This window comes from Halopelagius longus (assembly GCF_900100875.1).
In the GTDB taxonomy this organism is placed as follows: domain Archaea; phylum Halobacteriota; class Halobacteria; order Halobacteriales; family Haloferacaceae; genus Halopelagius; species Halopelagius longus.
Genome location: NZ_FNKQ01000003.1, coordinates 549,598 through 566,470, shown reverse-complemented (window position 1 = coordinate 566,470; position 16,873 = coordinate 549,598). Strand labels below are relative to the sequence as shown.

At 67.1% G+C, this 16,873-nt stretch carries 17 protein-coding genes; 12 read left to right on the top strand and 5 right to left on the bottom strand.

The window, feature by feature from the left end; all coding sequences use genetic code 11:
- Positions 1-182 precede the first annotated feature (182 nt).
- The 6 genes from alaS (at position 183) to BLS11_RS13600 (ending at position 7,246) form a co-directional block, all read left to right on the top strand.
- Positions 183-2,951, top strand: coding sequence for an alanine--tRNA ligase (gene alaS, locus BLS11_RS13625; protein WP_092538301.1), 2,769 nt, complete (start codon positions 183-185; stop codon positions 2,949-2,951).
- A 103-nt stretch (positions 2,952-3,054) separates the two neighbouring features.
- The gene (locus tag BLS11_RS13620; protein ID WP_092538300.1) at positions 3,055-3,642 is read left to right on the top strand and encodes a DUF7504 family protein; all 588 of its coding nucleotides are present in this window, start codon (positions 3,055-3,057) and stop codon (positions 3,640-3,642) included.
- Between the two features lie 61 nt (positions 3,643-3,703).
- Positions 3,704-4,483, top strand: a complete 780-nt coding sequence (locus tag BLS11_RS13615) for an alpha/beta fold hydrolase (RefSeq protein ID WP_092538299.1) — start codon at positions 3,704-3,706, stop codon at positions 4,481-4,483.
- Between the two features lie 118 nt (positions 4,484-4,601).
- Positions 4,602-5,345, top strand: a complete 744-nt coding sequence (locus tag BLS11_RS13610) for a type 1 glutamine amidotransferase (protein ID WP_092538298.1) — start codon at positions 4,602-4,604, stop codon at positions 5,343-5,345.
- A 77-nt stretch (positions 5,346-5,422) separates the two neighbouring features.
- A complete protein-coding gene (locus tag BLS11_RS13605; protein WP_092538297.1) occupies positions 5,423-6,586 on the top strand; it encodes an acyl-CoA dehydrogenase family protein in 1,164 nt (387 codons plus the stop codon).
- A gap of 369 nt (positions 6,587-6,955) precedes the next feature.
- Positions 6,956-7,246, top strand: a complete 291-nt coding sequence (locus tag BLS11_RS13600; protein WP_092538296.1) for a DUF7853 family protein — start codon at positions 6,956-6,958, stop codon at positions 7,244-7,246.
- Positions 7,247-7,289: 43 nt separating this feature from the next.
- Here BLS11_RS13600 and BLS11_RS13595 read toward each other — a convergent pair whose 3' ends face one another.
- A complete protein-coding gene (locus tag BLS11_RS13595) occupies positions 7,290-7,790 on the bottom strand; it encodes a cupin domain-containing protein (RefSeq protein ID WP_092538295.1) in 501 nt (166 codons plus the stop codon).
- A 117-nt stretch (positions 7,791-7,907) separates the two neighbouring features.
- Between BLS11_RS13595 and BLS11_RS13590 the strand changes: the two genes are divergently transcribed.
- The 4 genes from BLS11_RS13590 to BLS11_RS13575 all read left to right on the top strand — a co-directional run bounded on the left by BLS11_RS13590 (position 7,908) and on the right by BLS11_RS13575 (position 9,599).
- The gene (locus BLS11_RS13590) at positions 7,908-8,228 is read left to right on the top strand and encodes a 4Fe-4S dicluster domain-containing protein (protein WP_092538294.1); all 321 of its coding nucleotides are present in this window, start codon (positions 7,908-7,910) and stop codon (positions 8,226-8,228) included.
- Between the two features lie 37 nt (positions 8,229-8,265).
- Positions 8,266-8,637: a VOC family protein gene (locus BLS11_RS13585; protein ID WP_092538293.1), complete on the top strand. Its 372-nt coding sequence runs from the start codon at positions 8,266-8,268 to the stop codon at positions 8,635-8,637.
- 62 nt (positions 8,638-8,699) lie between these two features.
- Entirely contained in the window at positions 8,700-9,152 is a 453-nt protein-coding gene (locus BLS11_RS13580) for a ferritin-like domain-containing protein (RefSeq protein ID WP_092538292.1), read from the top strand.
- 123 nt (positions 9,153-9,275) lie between these two features.
- Positions 9,276-9,599 carry a hypothetical protein gene (locus tag BLS11_RS13575; RefSeq protein ID WP_092538291.1) on the top strand — a complete coding sequence of 108 codons (324 nt, stop codon included), beginning with the start codon at positions 9,276-9,278 and terminating at the stop codon, positions 9,597-9,599.
- A 55-nt stretch (positions 9,600-9,654) separates the two neighbouring features.
- Here the strand turns inward: BLS11_RS13575 and BLS11_RS13570 are convergent, their stop codons facing one another.
- From BLS11_RS13570 to BLS11_RS13555, 4 genes are all read right to left on the bottom strand, one after another.
- On the bottom strand, positions 9,655-11,784 hold the full coding sequence (locus BLS11_RS13570; RefSeq protein WP_092538290.1) for a heterodisulfide reductase-related iron-sulfur binding cluster: 2,130 nt from the start codon (positions 11,782-11,784) through the stop codon (positions 9,655-9,657).
- Positions 11,785-11,874: 90 nt separating this feature from the next.
- Positions 11,875-12,579, bottom strand: a complete 705-nt coding sequence (locus tag BLS11_RS13565; protein WP_092538289.1) for an energy-coupling factor transporter transmembrane component T family protein — start codon at positions 12,577-12,579, stop codon at positions 11,875-11,877.
- Positions 12,576-13,376: an energy-coupling factor ABC transporter ATP-binding protein gene (locus BLS11_RS13560; RefSeq protein WP_092538288.1), complete on the bottom strand. Its 801-nt coding sequence runs from the start codon at positions 13,374-13,376 to the stop codon at positions 12,576-12,578. Before BLS11_RS13560 ends, BLS11_RS13565 begins: the two co-directional genes overlap by 4 nt.
- Before the next feature lie 18 nt (positions 13,377-13,394).
- Complete coding sequence (locus BLS11_RS13555; RefSeq protein WP_092538287.1) at positions 13,395-13,979, bottom strand: biotin transporter BioY; 585 nt, start codon at positions 13,977-13,979, stop codon at positions 13,395-13,397.
- A gap of 150 nt (positions 13,980-14,129) precedes the next feature.
- Between BLS11_RS13555 and BLS11_RS13550 the strand changes: the two genes are divergently transcribed.
- Positions 14,130-14,591, top strand: a complete 462-nt coding sequence (locus BLS11_RS13550; protein ID WP_092538286.1) for a hypothetical protein — start codon at positions 14,130-14,132, stop codon at positions 14,589-14,591.
- A 166-nt stretch (positions 14,592-14,757) separates the two neighbouring features.
- Positions 14,758-16,872, top strand: coding sequence for a minichromosome maintenance protein MCM (locus BLS11_RS13545; RefSeq protein WP_092538285.1), 2,115 nt, complete (start codon positions 14,758-14,760; stop codon positions 16,870-16,872).
- Position 16,873: the final 1 nt, after the last annotated feature.

Below are 16,873 nucleotides of genomic sequence, written 5' to 3'. Positions count from 1 at the left end.
CCCCCTCGCGTGGGCTTCTTTCGCCCTCTTCGCTGGTCGTATAATCTACTCTTACACTCAATTCTACTTGAACGTCGAGAGGCTTCTTTCTCGGTTCTCGCGGGGAGACGACCCCGAAATCGACCGCACGTGTCCCGGCGTTCCCGGAACTGTTTTACCCGGTCGTAGGTCAATCACGGGTAATGAGTGAACTCGAAGAGGAGTATCGCCTCGACTACTTCGAGGAGGAGGGGTTCCACCGGAAGCAGTGCCCGGTGACGGACGTCCACTTCTGGACGCGCGACCCCGACAGAGAGACCTGCGGCGAACCGCCCGCCGACGATTACACCTTCATCGACAACCCCGGCTTCGACGAGGAGTACACGCTCGAGGAGATGCGGGAGGAGTTCCTCTCTTTCTTCGAGGAACACGGCCACGAGCGCATCGAACCGTACCCCGTCGCGGCCAACCGCTGGCGCGACGACGTTCTCCTGACGCAGGCGTCCATCTACGACTTCCAACCGCTGGTCACGAGCGGTCAGACGCCCCCGCCGGCGAACCCGCTGACCATCTCTCAGCCCTGCATCCGGATGCAGGACATCGACAACGTCGGCAAGACGGGCCGGCACACGATGGCGTTCGAGATGATGGCCCACCACGCCTTCAACGCCCGCGAGGAGGCCGGCGACGAGTACGCCTACGAGGGTGAGGTGTACTGGAAGGACGAGACGGTCCGCCTCTGCGACCAGTTCTTCGAGCACATGGGCGCGGACCTCTCGGAAATCACGTACATCGAGGACCCGTGGGTCGGCGGCGGCAACGCCGGCCCCGCCTTCGAGGTTCTGTACCGCGGCGCGGAGTTGGCGACGCTCGTCTTCATGTCGATGGAGCAGGACCCCGAGGGCGACTACGAGATGAAGGACGGCAACCGGTACTCGCCGATGGACACCTACATCGTCGACACCGGCTACGGCCTCGAACGCTGGACGTGGGTGTCGCAGGGGACGCCCACCGTCTACGAGGCCGTCTACCCCGACATGATAGAGTTCCTCAAGGGGAACGCGGGCGTCGAACTCTCCGAGGAGGAACGCGAACTCGTCCACCGCGCCGCCAAACTGTCGGGCTACCTCGACATCGACGAGGTGGACGACGTGTACGAGGCGCGCGTCGACATCGCGGAGCAACTCGACGTGGACGCCGAGGAACTGACGCAACTGCTCCGTCCCCTCGAAGACATCTACGCCATCGCCGACCACTGCCGCACCCTCGCGTACATGTTCGGCGACGGCATCGTCCCGTCGAACGTCGGCACCGGCTACCTCGCGCGGATGGTCCTCCGGCGGACGAAGCGTCTGGTGGACAACGTCGGCGTGGACGCGCCCCTCGACGAACTGGTGGACATGCAGGCCGAACGCCTCGACTACGAGAACCGCGACACCATCCGCGACATCGTCCGCACGGAGGAGCGGAAGTACCGCGAGACGCTCGAACGAGGCACGCGGAAGGTCCGTAACCTCGCCGACGAGTACGCCGAATCCGGCGATCCCATCCCCGTCGAGGAACTCATCGAACTGTACGACTCCCACGGCATCCAACCGGACATGGTCGAGGAGATCGCCGACGAACGCGGCGCGACGGTCGATATGCCGGACGACTTCTACTCGCTGGTCGCCGACCGCCACGAGGGCGAGGGCGGCACCCGGGACGCCGCCGCCCGCGACGAACGCATCGCCGACCTGCCGGAGACGGAGCGTCTCTACTACGACGACCAAGAGCGAATGGAGTTCGAGGCGGTCGTCTTGGACGTCTTCGAACGCGACGGCGGGTACGACGTGGTCTTAGACCAGACGATGTTCTACCCCGAGGGCGGGGGCCAACCCGCCGACCACGGGACGCTCTCCTCGGACGACACGACGGTGCAGGTGACGGACGTCCAGATAGCCGACGGCGTCGTCCTCCACCGCGCCGACGACGACCCGGGGAAGGGCGAGTTCGTCCGCGGAAAGGTCGACTCGGAGCGCCGCCGTCACCTGATGCGCCACCACACCGCCACGCACGTCGTCGGTCACGCGACGCGCGAGGTTCTCGGCGAGCACATCCGGCAGGCGGGCGCACAGAAGGGGACCGACCGCGCGCGCTTCGACGTGACGCACTACGAACGCATCACGCGCGAGGAAATCGAGGAGATAGAACGCCTCGCCAACGACATCGTGATGCAGAACGTCCCGGTCAAACAGGAGTGGCCGGACCGCCACGAGGCCGAAGAGCAGTACGGCTTCGACCTGTATCAGGGCGGCATCCCGCCGGGACAGAACATCCGCGTCATCACCGTCGGCGACGACGTGCAGGCCTGCGGCGGGACGCACGTGAAGTACACCGGCGACATCGGGACCATCAAGATTCTGAACACCGAACCCGTTCAGGACGGCATCGAGCGCATCGTCTTCGCCGCCGGCGACGCCGCCATCGACGCCACCCACCGCACCGAGAACGCCCTCTACGAGGCGGCCGACGTCCTCGACGTGAACCCCGAGGACGTGCCGGAGACGGCCGAGCGGTTCTTCACCGAGTGGAAGGAGCGCGGTAAGACCATCGACCGCCTGAAGACGGAACTGGCGGAGGCGCGCGCCGCCGCGGAGGCGGAGGAAGTCGACATCGACGGCACGCCCGCCGTCGTCCAACGACTCGACGGCGACGCCGACGAACTCCGCGCGACGGCAAACGCCATCGTCGACGAGGGGAAAGTCGCCGTCCTCGGGTCCGCCGCGGGCGGGAGCGCGCAGTTCGTCGTCGGCGTCCCCGAGAGCGTCGGCATCAACGCCGGCGAAGTCGTCGGCCAACTCGCCGGCCGCGTCGGCGGCGGCGGCGGCGGCCCGCCGGACTTCGCGCAGGGCGGCGGTCCGAACGTGGACGCGCTAGACGAGACGCTCGACGCCGCCCCGGACGTCCTCCGGACCGTCCTGAACGCGTAGGCCGTCTACCGGGAGTACATCTCCCTTTTCGTCGATTCTCGCCGGTCCGTACGGGTAGAGAGCAAGACTTATCGTATCGTGTATATATGCGTGTACGAAACGGATGGATCTATCCGAGCGGGTCCCCGACGTTCCGCGCACCGCGACCAGCGTCCTCGTTCTGCGGTCCGCCGGAGACGCGCCCTCGGACCGGGCGTACGGGCGTCTCCTCGTCGAGGACGCGAGCGGCGTCCGCGTCGCGGGCGTGTCGTTCTCCGGGACACCCGACCGGTGGCTGGACGGGTGGGAGGAGACACTCGGCGGTCCGCCCGCGGCGGCGGCCCTCGTCACCGGAACCGACGCGGCGAGTCGCGCCTCTGACTCGGGAGTCACCGTCTACGGAGTGCCGAGTCCCGCCGACCTGACGGGCATCGGGATGAAGCTATCCTCCCGCTTGACCGACTGGGAGGCGGCCGACGGCGAGGTGGTCGTCGCCGTCGAGTCGCTGACGCTCCTGCTTCAGTACTCCCGGTTGGAGACGCTGTATCGCTTCCTGCACGTCCTCACGGGACGCCTCGCGGCCGTCGGCGCGCGCGGTCAGTTCTTCCTCGACCCGACGGCGCACGACGAGATGACGGTGAACACGCTGAAGACGCTGTTCGACGCCGTCGTCGAACGCCGCGACGACGAGTGGCGCGTCGATTCCCGGTAGGCCGTCTCCGAACTCGACCGCTGTCGGTGCCGTAAAGACGCCCCCGCCGAGAGTGACGACCATGCCTACCGCATCGAACGGGAGCGTCCAGATACACTACGAGGCCGACGGCGAGGGCGAGACGGTTGCGTTCGTCGGCGACGCCGGGTACGGCGCGTGGCAGTGGGGGTGGCAGCACGCCGCCGTCGCCGGCCCGTACGAGAGCCTCGTCCTCGACGTGCGGGGCACCGGGCGGTCCGACGCGCCCGACGGCCCGTACGCCGTCGGAACGCTCGTAGACGACCTCGTGGCCGTCCTCGCGGACCACGGCGTCCGGAAGGCGCACCTCGTGGGCGCGGGACTCGGCGGCATGGTCGCCCTGCGGGCGGCGCGGTCAACCTCGCGCGTCCGGAGTCTCGCGCTGTTCGGAACCGCCGCGTACGGGGGTGGGTTGGACCTCGAACCTCTCTTCGGCGCGCCCGACGACCCCGAGGAACTCGAACGGTCGCTCCGGGCGGCCGTCTCCGAGCGATTCGTTGAGGCGCAACCGGAGGCGTTCGACCAGATTTTGGAGTGGCGCGCCGAGGAGGACGCCCCGCGGGCGGCGTGGGAGGCGCAGGCCGCCGCGGTCGAGCGGTTCGCCGCTGAGGACCTCTACGAGGTTACCGCCCCGGCGCTCGTCGTCCATGGCACGGAGGACGCCGTCTGGCCCCCTGAACGCGGCGAGGAGTTGGCGACCGACCTCCCGCGCGGCGAGTTCTTCCCCGTCGAGGGCGCGGGCCACCTCGCGCACGCCGAAGCGTCGAAAGTCGTCAACGACGAACTCCTGCGCTTCCTCGACGAGCAGTCGGCGTCGCGGTAGCGGCACCGGTCGGCGTCGGCCGTCGGCGACGGCGTGGGCGTTCGCGGGCGTCTCGAAGACCGGCACGACGCGCCACGTACGCAAGACACTTCTTCGTCGGAAACGTTCACACGCGGTGATGAGTACGGGCCACTCTCGCCTGCGATTTGCACTTCTCGACGCGTCGCACCGCGACCCGAACACGCGGCGCAACTTCCGGCGCGAACTCGACGCCGACCTCTCGGAGTTCGACGCGACGGCCGGCGAACTGCCGGACCACTTCGACTTCGACGGCGTCGTCGTCACCGGGTCGCGGTCGTCCGTCTACTGGGACGAAGACTGGATAGCGCCGCTCTTAGACTACGTGCGCGACGCCCACGACGCGGGCCTGCCGATGCTCGGCGTCTGTTACGGCCATCAGGTGCTCGCGACGGCCCTCGGCGGCCGCGTCGAGGACATGGGCGAGTACGAACTCGGCTACCGCGAGGTGACGCACTCGGGCGACGACGCCCTGTTCGAGGGCATCGACGAGACGTTCACCGCCTTCACGACGCACTCGGACGCCGTCGTCGAACTCCCGCCGGGCGCGGAACTCGTCGCGGAGAACGACTACGGCGTCCACGCGTTCCGGAAGGGCCACGCGTGGGGCGTTCAGTTCCACCCCGAGTACGATCCCCAGACGGCCGAATCCGTCACCCGGGGGAAGGACCTCCCCGAGGAACGCATCGAGTCCGTCGTCGCGGGCATCGACGCCGAGAACTACGAGGCGGCCTGCGAGGCGAAGCGACTGTTCGACAACTTCGTGGCGTACACAGAACGCGTCGCCGCGGAGTCGGACGCCGACGCCGACTCCGACGAACCGGACGCCGAACTGATCGCCTGAGGGTCTTCTCTCCCTTCTCCGTCGTCCGGTCGGGACCGAGCGAACGCTTTTGTCGTCGTGCCGCGCAAGAGTCGTTCATGCTCGATTATCTCGAATTGGAGGCGGACCTCACGCCCGAAGAGCGCATGATACGCGACGAGGCGCGCCGGTTCGTCGAGGAGGAGGTCGAACCCGACATCGGCGACCACTTCGAGGCGGGGACGTTCCCGGAGGAACTCGTCCCGAAGATGGGTGAACTCGGCTTCTACGCGCCGACTATCGACGGCTACGGGCTTCCCGGCGTCGGCGAGAGGGCGTACGGCGTCCTGATGCAGGAACTGGAAGCCGGGGACTCGGGGATTCGCTCGATGGCGAGCGTGCAGGGCGCACTCGTCATGTACCCCATCCACGCCTACGGGTCCGAAGAACAGAAGGAGCGGTGGCTTCCCGCCCTCGGCCGGGGGGAGGCGGTAGGCTGTTTCGGACTGACCGAACCCGAACACGGGTCGAACCCCGCGGGCATGGAGACGCGGGCGGAGAGGGATGCCGACGGCTACGTCCTCAACGGGTCGAAGACGTGGATAACGAACTCGCCCATCTCGGACGTGGCCGTCGTCTGGGCGCGGGACGTCTCCGCCGAGGAGTCGCCCGTCAGGGGCTTTCTGGTCGAGACGGACCGCGACGGCGTGACGACGAACCCCATCCACGACAAACTCTCGATGCGGGCGTCGGTCACGGGCGAAATCGGCCTCAACGACGTTCGGGTGCCCGAGGAGAACGTCCTCCCGAACGTTGAGGGGATGAAGGGACCGCTCTCCTGTCTCACGCAGGCGCGGTTCGGCATCTCGTGGGGTATCGTCGGCGCGGCGCGGGACGCGTTCGAGGCGGCCCGCGAGTACGCGAAGGACAGAGAGCAGTTCGGCGGCCCCATCGCGCGCTTCCAGATACAACAGCAGAACCTCGCCGAGATGGCGACGAAGATTACGAACGGACAGTTGATGGCGTACCGCCTCGCCGAACTGAAAGAATGCGGCGAACTCCGGCCGCAGCACGTCTCGATGGCGAAGCGACACAACGTCGAGATGGCCCGGGAGGTGACCCGAACCGCCCGAGAGATGCTGGGCGGCAACGGCATCACGACGGACTACTCGCCGATGCGACATCTGGCGAACGTCGAGACGGTGTACACGTACGAGGGCACCCACGACATCCACACGCTCGTGTTGGGGGAGGATCTCACGGGCATCGCGGCCTTCGAGTAACTCCGTTTACTCGACACGGTGGAATTCCAGTTAGCAACCGGCATCGCGGCCTTCGAGTAACTCCGTTTACTCGAACCGGTGCGGTGGCCGTGAGAAAGACCGGGATTGCGGCCTTCGAGTGACTCCGGTCGCTCGATACGGTGGAATCGCGGTCAGCGACGGGCATCGCGGCCTTCGAGCGACGCCGTTTACGCGAACCGGTGCGGTGGCCGTGAGAGAGACCGGAAGCGCGGACGCGGTTCACCGCCTCGCGCGCCGAGAGACGGCGCGAACTCGCGAACCGCATCCACTGCCGCTAGTGTGCGCAGTATGCTAATGCCAAACACACCTTTATACCGTCCGGGATGTAGTTTCGCTCGGAGTAAGACAATGACCGCTCCGGCACACGACTGCCCGACGACGCTCGATTTGAACCGCGAGGAGGCGTGGGTCCTGCACACCGCGCTCCTCGACACCGTGGAACGAGAACTCGACGAAGGGAACGACGCCGAACGAGCGCTCACCCTCCTCTTCCGCCTCGAAGAGGGGAAGGACTTCGACTGCGAGCAACTGGAGTACCTGACTTCGGTGCTCCGGTCGTACATCGACGGGAGCGTACCGCCGCGGGACCGGAGTCCGGCGCGAGACGTGCTCGATAGCGTCCAGACCGCCCTCGCGTGACCGCCCCGCTTCCGGCGGGGCGACCGGGTCGTCCCGCCTCTTTTCACTCGTCGCGTTCCGACTCCTCCTCGCCGAGCCAGTAGTCCACCGCGTCCTCGCGCCGGAAGTAGCCGGAGACGGTCCGTTCCTCCCGCCCGCCGGGCGGCGACCCGGCGAACACGCCCACCTTCTCCGAGTCGGGGTAGACGGTCACGTCCGGGTCGCGCATCGTCGAGACGGCGAGGTAGCGAAGCGGTTCCTCGCCGTCGTTGCGCAGGCGGTGCGCGCCGGACTCGTCGTCGGGGAAGACGGCGAAGTCGCCCGGTTCGACGGGGGATTCGCCCTCCGGCGTCCGGAGGACGCCCGTCCCCGAGAGGACGTACACCGCCTCCTCGTTGCCGGTGTGGTAGTGGTACGGCCACGACGCCGCCCCCGGCGGGAGTTCGTACAGACTCGCGCCGAGGCGTTCCGCGTCGGCGGCGACGCCGAGTTGTTTCCGTCTGAACGTCGTCTCTCCGTGCTCTTTCTCCGACCACTCCACGTCGGACTCGTTGACGCGCGGCATGGCGTCCTCTGAGCGCGCCGGTTACTTATCTGTCAGGTTGGTCGCCTCGATTCGCGCCTCCGTCGCCCGATTCCGGAGTCGGACGCTTTAGTACGGCCGGGTGACTACATCCGCCAAATGGGAATCGACCCGAACTTCGATTCGAACCGCGAGAACGTCGGCGAGGAGAACGGGGTGGAGGTATGGGGCCCCGTAGACCCGCCGGAGAAACTCGGCATCCACGGCACGCACGTCGCCGTCGATTACGACATCTGCGTCGCCGACGGCGCGTGTCTGGAGAACTGCCCGGTGGACGTGTTCACGTGGGTGGACACGCCGGACCACCCCGCGAGCGAGAAGAAGGTCGAACCGACGCGCGAGGACCAGTGCATCGACTGCATGCTCTGCGTCGATATCTGCCCCGTGGACGCCATCGACGTGGACGCTTCCCGGGTCTGACCGACCGATATTTCACGGGTCCGGCCGTGGTGCCGCCATGCGACTCATCCATACGGCGCTGGACGTGTCGGACGTGGACGCGACGCTCGATTTCTACGAGACGCTCGGACTGGAGTACGCCCACGAGTTCACCCTCGACGGCGTCCGCAACGTGTACGTCGGCGGCGACGACGGCATGGAACTGCAGTTCAAGTACGACCCCGAGAGCGACGAGTCGGTTGACCCCTCGGGCGTGGACCACGTCGCCGTCGAAGTCGAGGACGTGGACGCCGAGTTCGAACGCGTCGTCGAGGAGACGGACTGTCCCGTCGTCCACGAACCGATGACCATCGAGGAGGCGAACGCCCGCGCCGCGTTCGTCGAGGACCCCGACGGCTACGCAGTCGAACTAGTCGGATTTCTGGACTGAGAGCCGAAATACGCCCTTCGGCGGGTAGTTATTAGTTCTCGGCGGGCCAACATCTCTGCGAGATGGCAGACCAAATCACGTCTATACTCGAAGAGGCGTATCTGGACGAACTGGAGACGGTGATGAACTACTTGACCAACTCCATCGTCCTCGACGGCGTCCACGCGGAGGAGGTCAAAGAGTCGCTTCAGGAGGACATCCAAGAGGAACTCAACCACGCCGAGATGTTGGGGAACCGCCTGAAACAACTCGACGCGAAACCGCCGGGGTCCGCCGAGTTCGAAGCGAGCCAGATGGACCTCCAACCGCCGGAGGACAGCACGGACGTCGTCTCGGTCATCGAGGGCGTCCTCACCGCGGAGGAGGACGCCATCGAGACGTACCGGTCGCTCGTAAACGCCGCGCGCGAGGCGGACGACCCCGTGACGGAGGACCTCGCGGTCACCATCCTCGCCGACGAGGAGGCCCACCGCACGGAGTTCCGCGGGTTCCAGAAAGAGTACCCGATGAACTGAGGCCCTCTCCGCTCCTCCTCCGTTTTATCCCTCCACTAGCCACCGGTCCGCCCGGACGACAACCGCGGGACGGGCGCGGGCCGGTTCGCTCCGAGACGCGCGGTTCCGCGGCCACCTCTCACCATGACAGACGACCGAAATTCGCTCACGACCGGCGAAATCGAGGACCGAATCGACCAACTGGGGCGGTACTCCCGGTTCGTCAGAGCCGGGTTCGGCGTCATCCTCGTCGCCTTCCTCCTCGCCGTCGTCGGCAAACTCCCGTACAACCTCGACAGCGTACCGAGCGCAGTCGACGCCGTCCTCCTCCCTCTCATCTTCGTCGGGATGGGGCTCCTCCTGTTCGGCATCGGGATGCATCTCCACCTCATGCATCTGAACCTCGTAGACCAACTGCGGCGGCGACACGAGGAAGAAGCGGGAGACGGCGAAGACGCGGAGTCCTGAGTCGGTTCCGCGGCGGGTCGTTGCGGCGTCGCCGCGTCAGTTCGGCGTTGCGGCGTCAGTCCGACGCCGCGGGCGTCGCGTCGTCGTCGCTCTCGGCTTCGGCCACCGCGGCCCCCCGTTTCGACTCCAACGCTTCCACGAGGAGTTCCGCCACGTCGATAATCTCGATGTCGTCCTCGAAGTCGCCGGTCTTGCGGCCGTCCTCGTACATCGTGCCGCACATCGGACAGGCGACGACGAACTTCTCGACTGCGCTCCCGGCCGCGGTGTCTTCGAGGGCTTCCCGGAGTCGTTCCTCGCTCGGTTTTTTGGTCTCGTCGTGGTCCATCCAGAGGCCGCCCCCGCCGCCGCCGCAACAGAACGAGTCCTCGCGGTTCCGCGGCATCTCCGCCAACCGCGCGCCCGTCGCCCGGACGAGTTCCCGCGGCGCGTCGTACTCGTCGTTGAACCGCCCGAGGTGGCAGGGGTCGTGGTACGTCACGTCGTAGTCGAGTTCCGTCCCGTCGAGTCCGAGGCGGCCCTCCTCGACCAGCGATTCGACCACCTGCGTGTAGTGGTAGACGGGGTAGTCGAAGTCGGGGGCCATCTCGGGGTACTCGTTCTCGAACGTGTTGTACGAGTGGGGGTCGGTACAGACCACCTTCTCGAAGTCGCACTCCGCGAACGCGGCGGCGTTGTCCTCGACGAGCATCTCGTAGAGACCCTCCTCGCCGACGCGCCGAACGTCGTTGCCGTCGTTCTGTTCGTCCTCGTAGAGGATGCCGTAGGAGACGCCCGCGAGTTCGAACAGGCGGGCCAGCGAACGCGCGACGCGGCGGTTCCGTTCGTCGTAGGAGGGGTAGTCGCCGACGTACCAGAGGAACTCGACGGACTCCTCGCGGGCGTCGGGCACCTCGAAGTCCAGTTCCTCGGTCCACGCCGGTCGCTTGCGCGCGGGGTCGCCGAACGCGTTGCCGTTCTGGAAGACGTTCATCATCGCCTCTTGGACGGGTTCCTGCATCTGGCCCGTCTCGGTGAGGCGGCGGTTCATCTCCGTGAAGTGACTGAGGTGTTCGATATCGACCGGACAGGAGTCCATGCAGGCCATGCAGGCCACGCACGACTCCATCGTCTCGGCGTCGATGACGGAGGTGCCGCCGTCCGCGACGATGTCCATCGGTTCCGTCTCACCGGCGTCGAGGCTCTCGCGGTAGGATTTCAGGTCGAGAATCACGTCGCGCGGGTCGAGGGGGCGTCCCGCCTCCTTTGCGGGGCAGACCGACGAACACCGGCCACACTTGGTGCAGGCGTCGGTGTCGAGCAGTTGCTTCCACGAGAGGTCCTCGATTCCGGTGTAGCCTATCTCGTCGGGCGCGGCGTCCTCGGGGACGCCCGGCAGTCGCTTCCCCGCCTTCTCGTCTCTGGCGACGACGTTGGCGAACGAGGAAATCATGTGGAACGGTTTCGCGTACGGGAGGAACGCGACGAACCCGAGGGCGACGAGGGCGTGGGACCACCACCCCACCCAGTAGAGGGTCGCCGCGAGTTCGGGCGTCACCCCCGCGGCGTCGAAGACGAGGGCGACGAAGTAGCCGACGAACGACACCGTCTCCCACTCGGGGAACTCCGTGCCGACGATGCGGAGGCCCTCGATGACGTACCCGCCGACGCCGAGGACGAACAGCGTCCAGACGAAGATGTCGTCCTCGAAGCCGGTGTGTTTCCCCCACAGTCGCTCTTGGCGGACGACGTACCGCCGGTAGATTGCCATGCCGACGCCGACGACGAACAGGAACCCGAGGGCGTCCATCACGAACGAGTACGAGAGGTAGAAGTCGCCGCGGAAGAAGGAGGTGCCCGTCAGTCGCCGGTAGATGTCCATATCGACCATCAGGATGGTCGTCCCGATGAGGAGGGTCAGGAAGCCCCAGAGGATGAACGCGTGCATCACCCCGGCGAAGATGTCCCGGTCGAACTGGCCCTCGTTCGAGAGGGCGACCCGAGACGCGCGGACGACTCGCCCGGGCAGGTCGTCGAGTCTATCGAAGGGGTCCGCCCCGCCGCGGGCGTACCGCGCGAACCGGTCGTAGACGCCGTAGCAGAAGACCAAGATAGCCATCGCCGCGAGGCCGTAGAAAAGCGCCTCGCCGACCGGCCCGACGGTCCAGAACGTCTCTCGGGTCGGTTCCGCCTGCAGGAGTGTCATGTTCGATAAGGCGGGAAGCGCCGGATTAAATCTTGCCACCACCGACCCGTTTATCCGAGAGGCCGGGGCGTCGTCGCCATCGTCCGCCGGTTAGACGAACGCCGCGGCGACTAGCGCCGCCGTCGCCGCGAGGCCGGCGACGTCCGCCCGCGAGAAGGAGAGTTCCGGGAGCGTCGGGTTCCACGCGAAACACCGGGCCTGTAGCGCGAGGGCGAACCGGTCCGACCGGAGGAACAGGCGTCGGAGGCCCGTCTCCGCGATGAGGCGTATCCGTTCGTAGAGTCCGCGCCGGTCGCCGAGTCGCGCGTCCATCGCCGAGCGAATCGTCGTCAGATCGCGCTTCAGGAGGGGGAGAAAGCGGAGGACGAACCCCACGCCCGCCCCGAGGAGGACGCCGACGCGCCCGGGGACGACGCGTTGGATGGCCGCCCGGGAGTCCCGCACCGGCGTCGTCCGAATGTACGCGGTGCTCACGAGGAGGACGAGGACGACGCGGTAACTCGAAAGCGCCGGGTAGACGGCCGCCTCGGGGACGACGTAAGGGGGTCGGAGCGTCACCGCCGCCAAGAGAGGACCGGCGACGAGGAAGGGGAGAAACGCCCGGTACGCCCGCACCGTCCCGAGGAGGGGCGTCCGCGACGCCGCGAGGACGCCGAGGGCGACGACGGTCAGGACGGCGAGTCCGCGTGGCGTCGTGTGCGCGAACGCCGCGAGTGCGAACGCCGCCTGAAAGCCGAGTTTCGTCCGCGGGTCGAGTCGGTGGGCCGGGGAGTCGCCGGGCGCGTACGATATCATCGTCGCTCGTTCGCGCGTCGGCCCGGCGCGTCGTCCGTCGCCGTCTCCGACTCACTCGTCGTCCTCGACTCCCGTGCCGTCTCCGACTCCGATTCGGTTTCGGGCGGCGGACGCACGCCGAGTTCCCGCAGGCGGTCGGGGGAGGGGTCCGTCGCGTCGAGTTCGACTCGGCCGTCGGACATCACCACCGTCCGATCTGCGAGTGCCGACACGTCCCGCAGGTCGTGGGTGACGACGACGACGCCGGTGCCCGAGTCGCGGAGGTGTTGTAGTCTGTCGAGGACGGCCGTCCGCGCGGGCCAGTCGAGGCCGGTGAACGGTTCGTCCAACACGAGGTGGTCCGGTTCCATCGCCAACGCGCCCGCGATGGCGACGCGTTCGCGTTCGCCGCCGGACAGTTCCTCGATGCGGGCGTCGCCCCGGTCGGCCATGCGGACGGCCTCCAACGCCGACTCGACGCGTCGACGTATCTCCGCCCTGTCGAGGCCGAGGTTCTCGGGGCCGAACGCCACGTCCGCCCGCACCGTCGAAGCGACGAACCCGTCGCGGGGGTCCTGAAACACCATCCCGACGGCGGTTCGGGCGGCCACCAAGTCCTCCGCGACGGGGCGGCCGTTCACCTCGACGGTCCCCTCGTCCGGCGAGAGGAGGCCGTTGAAGTGACGGACCAGCGTCGTCTTCCCGGACCCGTTCGCCCCCGCGAGCAGGACGAACGACCCGTCTTCGACGGTCAGGCTCACGTCGTCGACGGCCGTCGCGTCGCCGTAGCGGTGGGTCAGATTGCGGACGGCGATCATCGGACTCGCCTCACCGCGTCACCGCGCGACGATGGCGTCGCTTCGTGTCACCGCCGCGGCGACGGCTATCTTCACGGCCGCGACGGGGAGGAACGGGACGACGACGGCGGAGACGGCGGCCAGCAGGCCGATGCCCTGCACGACGGAGAAGCCGACGGTACCGATGGCGTAGATGACCGCCGACCCGGCGACCATCGCCGCGACGACGCGCGGGAGGGGGATGTCGCCCGGCGCGGAGAGGTTGCCGGTGCCGTGCGCGACGAGGCCCACCACGGAGGCGGCGACGGGGTAGCTGACGATGAACCCGCCGGTCGGGCCGAGGATGACGCCGAGACCGCTCGACCCGCCGGCGAACACCGGGAGGCCGATCGCCCCGCCCACCGCGTAGAGGACGAACGAGACGCCAGCCCACAGGGGGCCGAGGACGACGCCCGCGAGGAAGACCCACAGCGTCTGGAGCGTTATCGGGACGTTCGGTACGAGAGGGTGGACCAGATCGACGGGTGCGGTCGCACTCGTCACGGCTGCGAAGAGCACCGCGCGCGCGATGTTCCGCGCCGACTCGTCGCCGACGAGTTCGACCGACTCCGTTTCTGTCGCCATGTATCGCCGTGTCTCGTAAACTACAATGAATCGTTCGGTTGACGATACCGGCCGGCTGCCGTCGCCGGGCGGGGATTCGGCTGACAGTCCGCTGTTTGGACGCGACGCTCCAGTAAGTTTTTCGTGCGTCACGCCCTGAGATATCTACCTATGGACGAGAAGACGGCCAAACTCCGAGACATCTTCATCGACGCCACGGGTTCGGACACCGTGACCGAATCGCAGGAGGAGGGCCCCGGGTCGTTGGTGGACGACGGCGACGACCGGCGGGTGACCGAACGGGTCGGCGAACTCGTCTCCCGGATGGCCGACCGCTACGAGTTCGAGAGCGGTCTGAGCGACGCCGACCTCGTTCAGGTCGTCTTCGGCTTCTACGAGGGGGCTGACGACGACGACATCGCCGCGGAGTTGGACGCCGACGCGGAGACGGTCGCACGCTACCGGCGCGTCGTCGAGGCGGCGGCGGAGGCGACGCGCGCGAACCACCGCTTCCGCGACGAGTTCGAGGAACTCCTCACCGACGCCGACCTCTCGTCGCGCCTCGATTTAGACGCCCACCACGACGAACTCCGCGAGGCCACCGAGGACATCGAGACGAACGTCTCCTTTTGAGCCGTCTCGGCCGTTCTCTCCCCCGTCTCGGTCGATCACTCGTCCGTCTCGGTCGTTCGTTCCGCCCGTCGGCGCGCGCCCGAACTCCCGCGTGGACTCTCCCGATGGGGGAGGGGTCGCGCGCGTGGCGAAGACTCTTATTCGATGCAGGACGTAGGTTCCGTCGATGGCGCAGGCCCCGCAGGACCCGAACACAGACCTCACCGACCGGTTCATACAGTTCTACCGGAAGTACTACAGGGACGAGATAGGGAAACTCGCCCAGAAGTACCCCACCGAACAGCGTTCGCTCTACGTCGATTACGACGACCTGTACTCGTTCGACCCGGACCTCGCGGAGGACTTCCGGAAGAAGCCCGACCAGATACGGGAGTACGCCGAGGAGGGACTCAGGCTGTACGACCTCCCGGCGGACGTCAAACTCGGACAGGCGCACGTCCGCCTCCGGAACCTCCCCGACACGGTCGACATCCGGAACATCCGCGTCCACGACGACCACATCGGTCGGATGGTCGCTGTGCAGGGCATCGTCCGGAAGGCGACGGACGTCCGCCCGAAGATCACGGAGGCGGCGTTCGAGTGCCAACGCTGCGGGACGATGACGTACATCCCGCAGACCGACAGCGGATTCCAGGAACCGCACGAGTGTCAGGGCTGTGAGCGACAGGGTCCGTTCCACGTCAACTTCGACCAATCGGAGTTCATCGACTCCCAGAAACTCCGCGTCCAAGAGAGCCCCGAGGGCCTGCGGGGCGGCGAGACGCCGCAGAGCATCGACATCGACATCGAGGACGACGTGACTGGGAAGGTGACCGCGGGCGACCACGTCACCGTCACGGGCGTCCTCCACATCGAACAGCAGACCTCGAATCAGGAGAAGACGCCCATCTTCGACCTCTACATGGACGGCGTCGCCGTCGAGATAGAGGACGAGGAGTTCGAGGACATGGACATCTCCGAGGAGGACGTGGCCGAAATCGTCGAACTGTCGAACCACGACGACATCTACGACAAGATGGTCGCGTCCGTCGCGCCGTCCATCTACGGCTACGAGGAGGAGAAACTCGCGATGATCCTCCAGTTGTTCTCGGGCGTTACGAAGCATCTCCCGGACGGGTCGCGCATCCGCGGCGACCTGCACATGCTCCTCATCGGTGACCCCGGTACGGGGAAGTCCCAGATGCTCCAGTACATCCGGAACATCGCGCCGCGGTCGGTGTACACGTCGGGGAAGGGTTCCTCCTCTGCGGGTCTGACCGCCGCCGCCGTCCGCGACGACTTCGGCGACGGCCAACAGTGGACGCTCGAAGCGGGTGCCCTCGTCCTCGCGGACAAGGGTATCGCCGCGGTGGACGAACTCGACAAGATGCGCCCCGAGGACCGGTCGGCGATGCACGAGGCCCTCGAACAGCAGCAGATTTCGGTCTCGAAGGCCGGCATCAACGCGACGCTGAAGTCGCGGTGTTCGCTCCTCGGCGCGGCGAACCCCAAGTACGGCCGCTTCGACCAGTACGAGTCCATCGGCGAGCAGATAGACCTCGAACCGGCGCTCATCTCCCGGTTCGACCTCATCTTCACGGTCACGGACGACCCGGACCCCGAGTCCGACGCCGAACTCGCAGAGCACATCATCAACACGAACTACGCGGGCGAACTCCACACCCAACGGACGAGCATCACCAACTCCGAGTTCACCGAAGACGAGGTAAACAGCGTCACGCAGGAAGTCGCCCCCGACATCGAGGCGGAACTCCTGCGGAAGTACATCGCGTACGCGAAGCGCACCTGCTTCCCGACGATGACCGAGGAGGCGAAGGAGGTCATCCGCGACTTCTACGTGAACTTCCGCGCGAAGGGCGCCGACGAGGACGCCCCGGTGCCGGTGACGGCCCGGAAACTCGAAGCCCTCGTCCGCCTCGCGGAGGCGTCGGCGCGCCTCCGCCTCTCCGATACGGTGACCCGGGAGGACGCAGAGCGCGTCACCTCCATCGTCGAGTCCTGCCTGCGCGACATCGGGATGGACCCCGAGACGGGCGAGTTCGACGCCGACATCGTGGAGACGGGCACCTCGAAGAACCAGCGGGACCGCATCAAGAACCTCAAGGCCCTCATCAGCGACATCGAAGAGGAGTACGAGGAGGGCGCGCCCGTCGAGGAAGTCCTCCAACGCGCCGAGGAGGAACTCGACCTCTCGGAGAGCAAGGCCGAACAGGAGATAGAGAGCCTCCGCCGGAAGGGCGAGGTGTACGAACCGCGGACGAACCACCTGCGGACGACGTAAG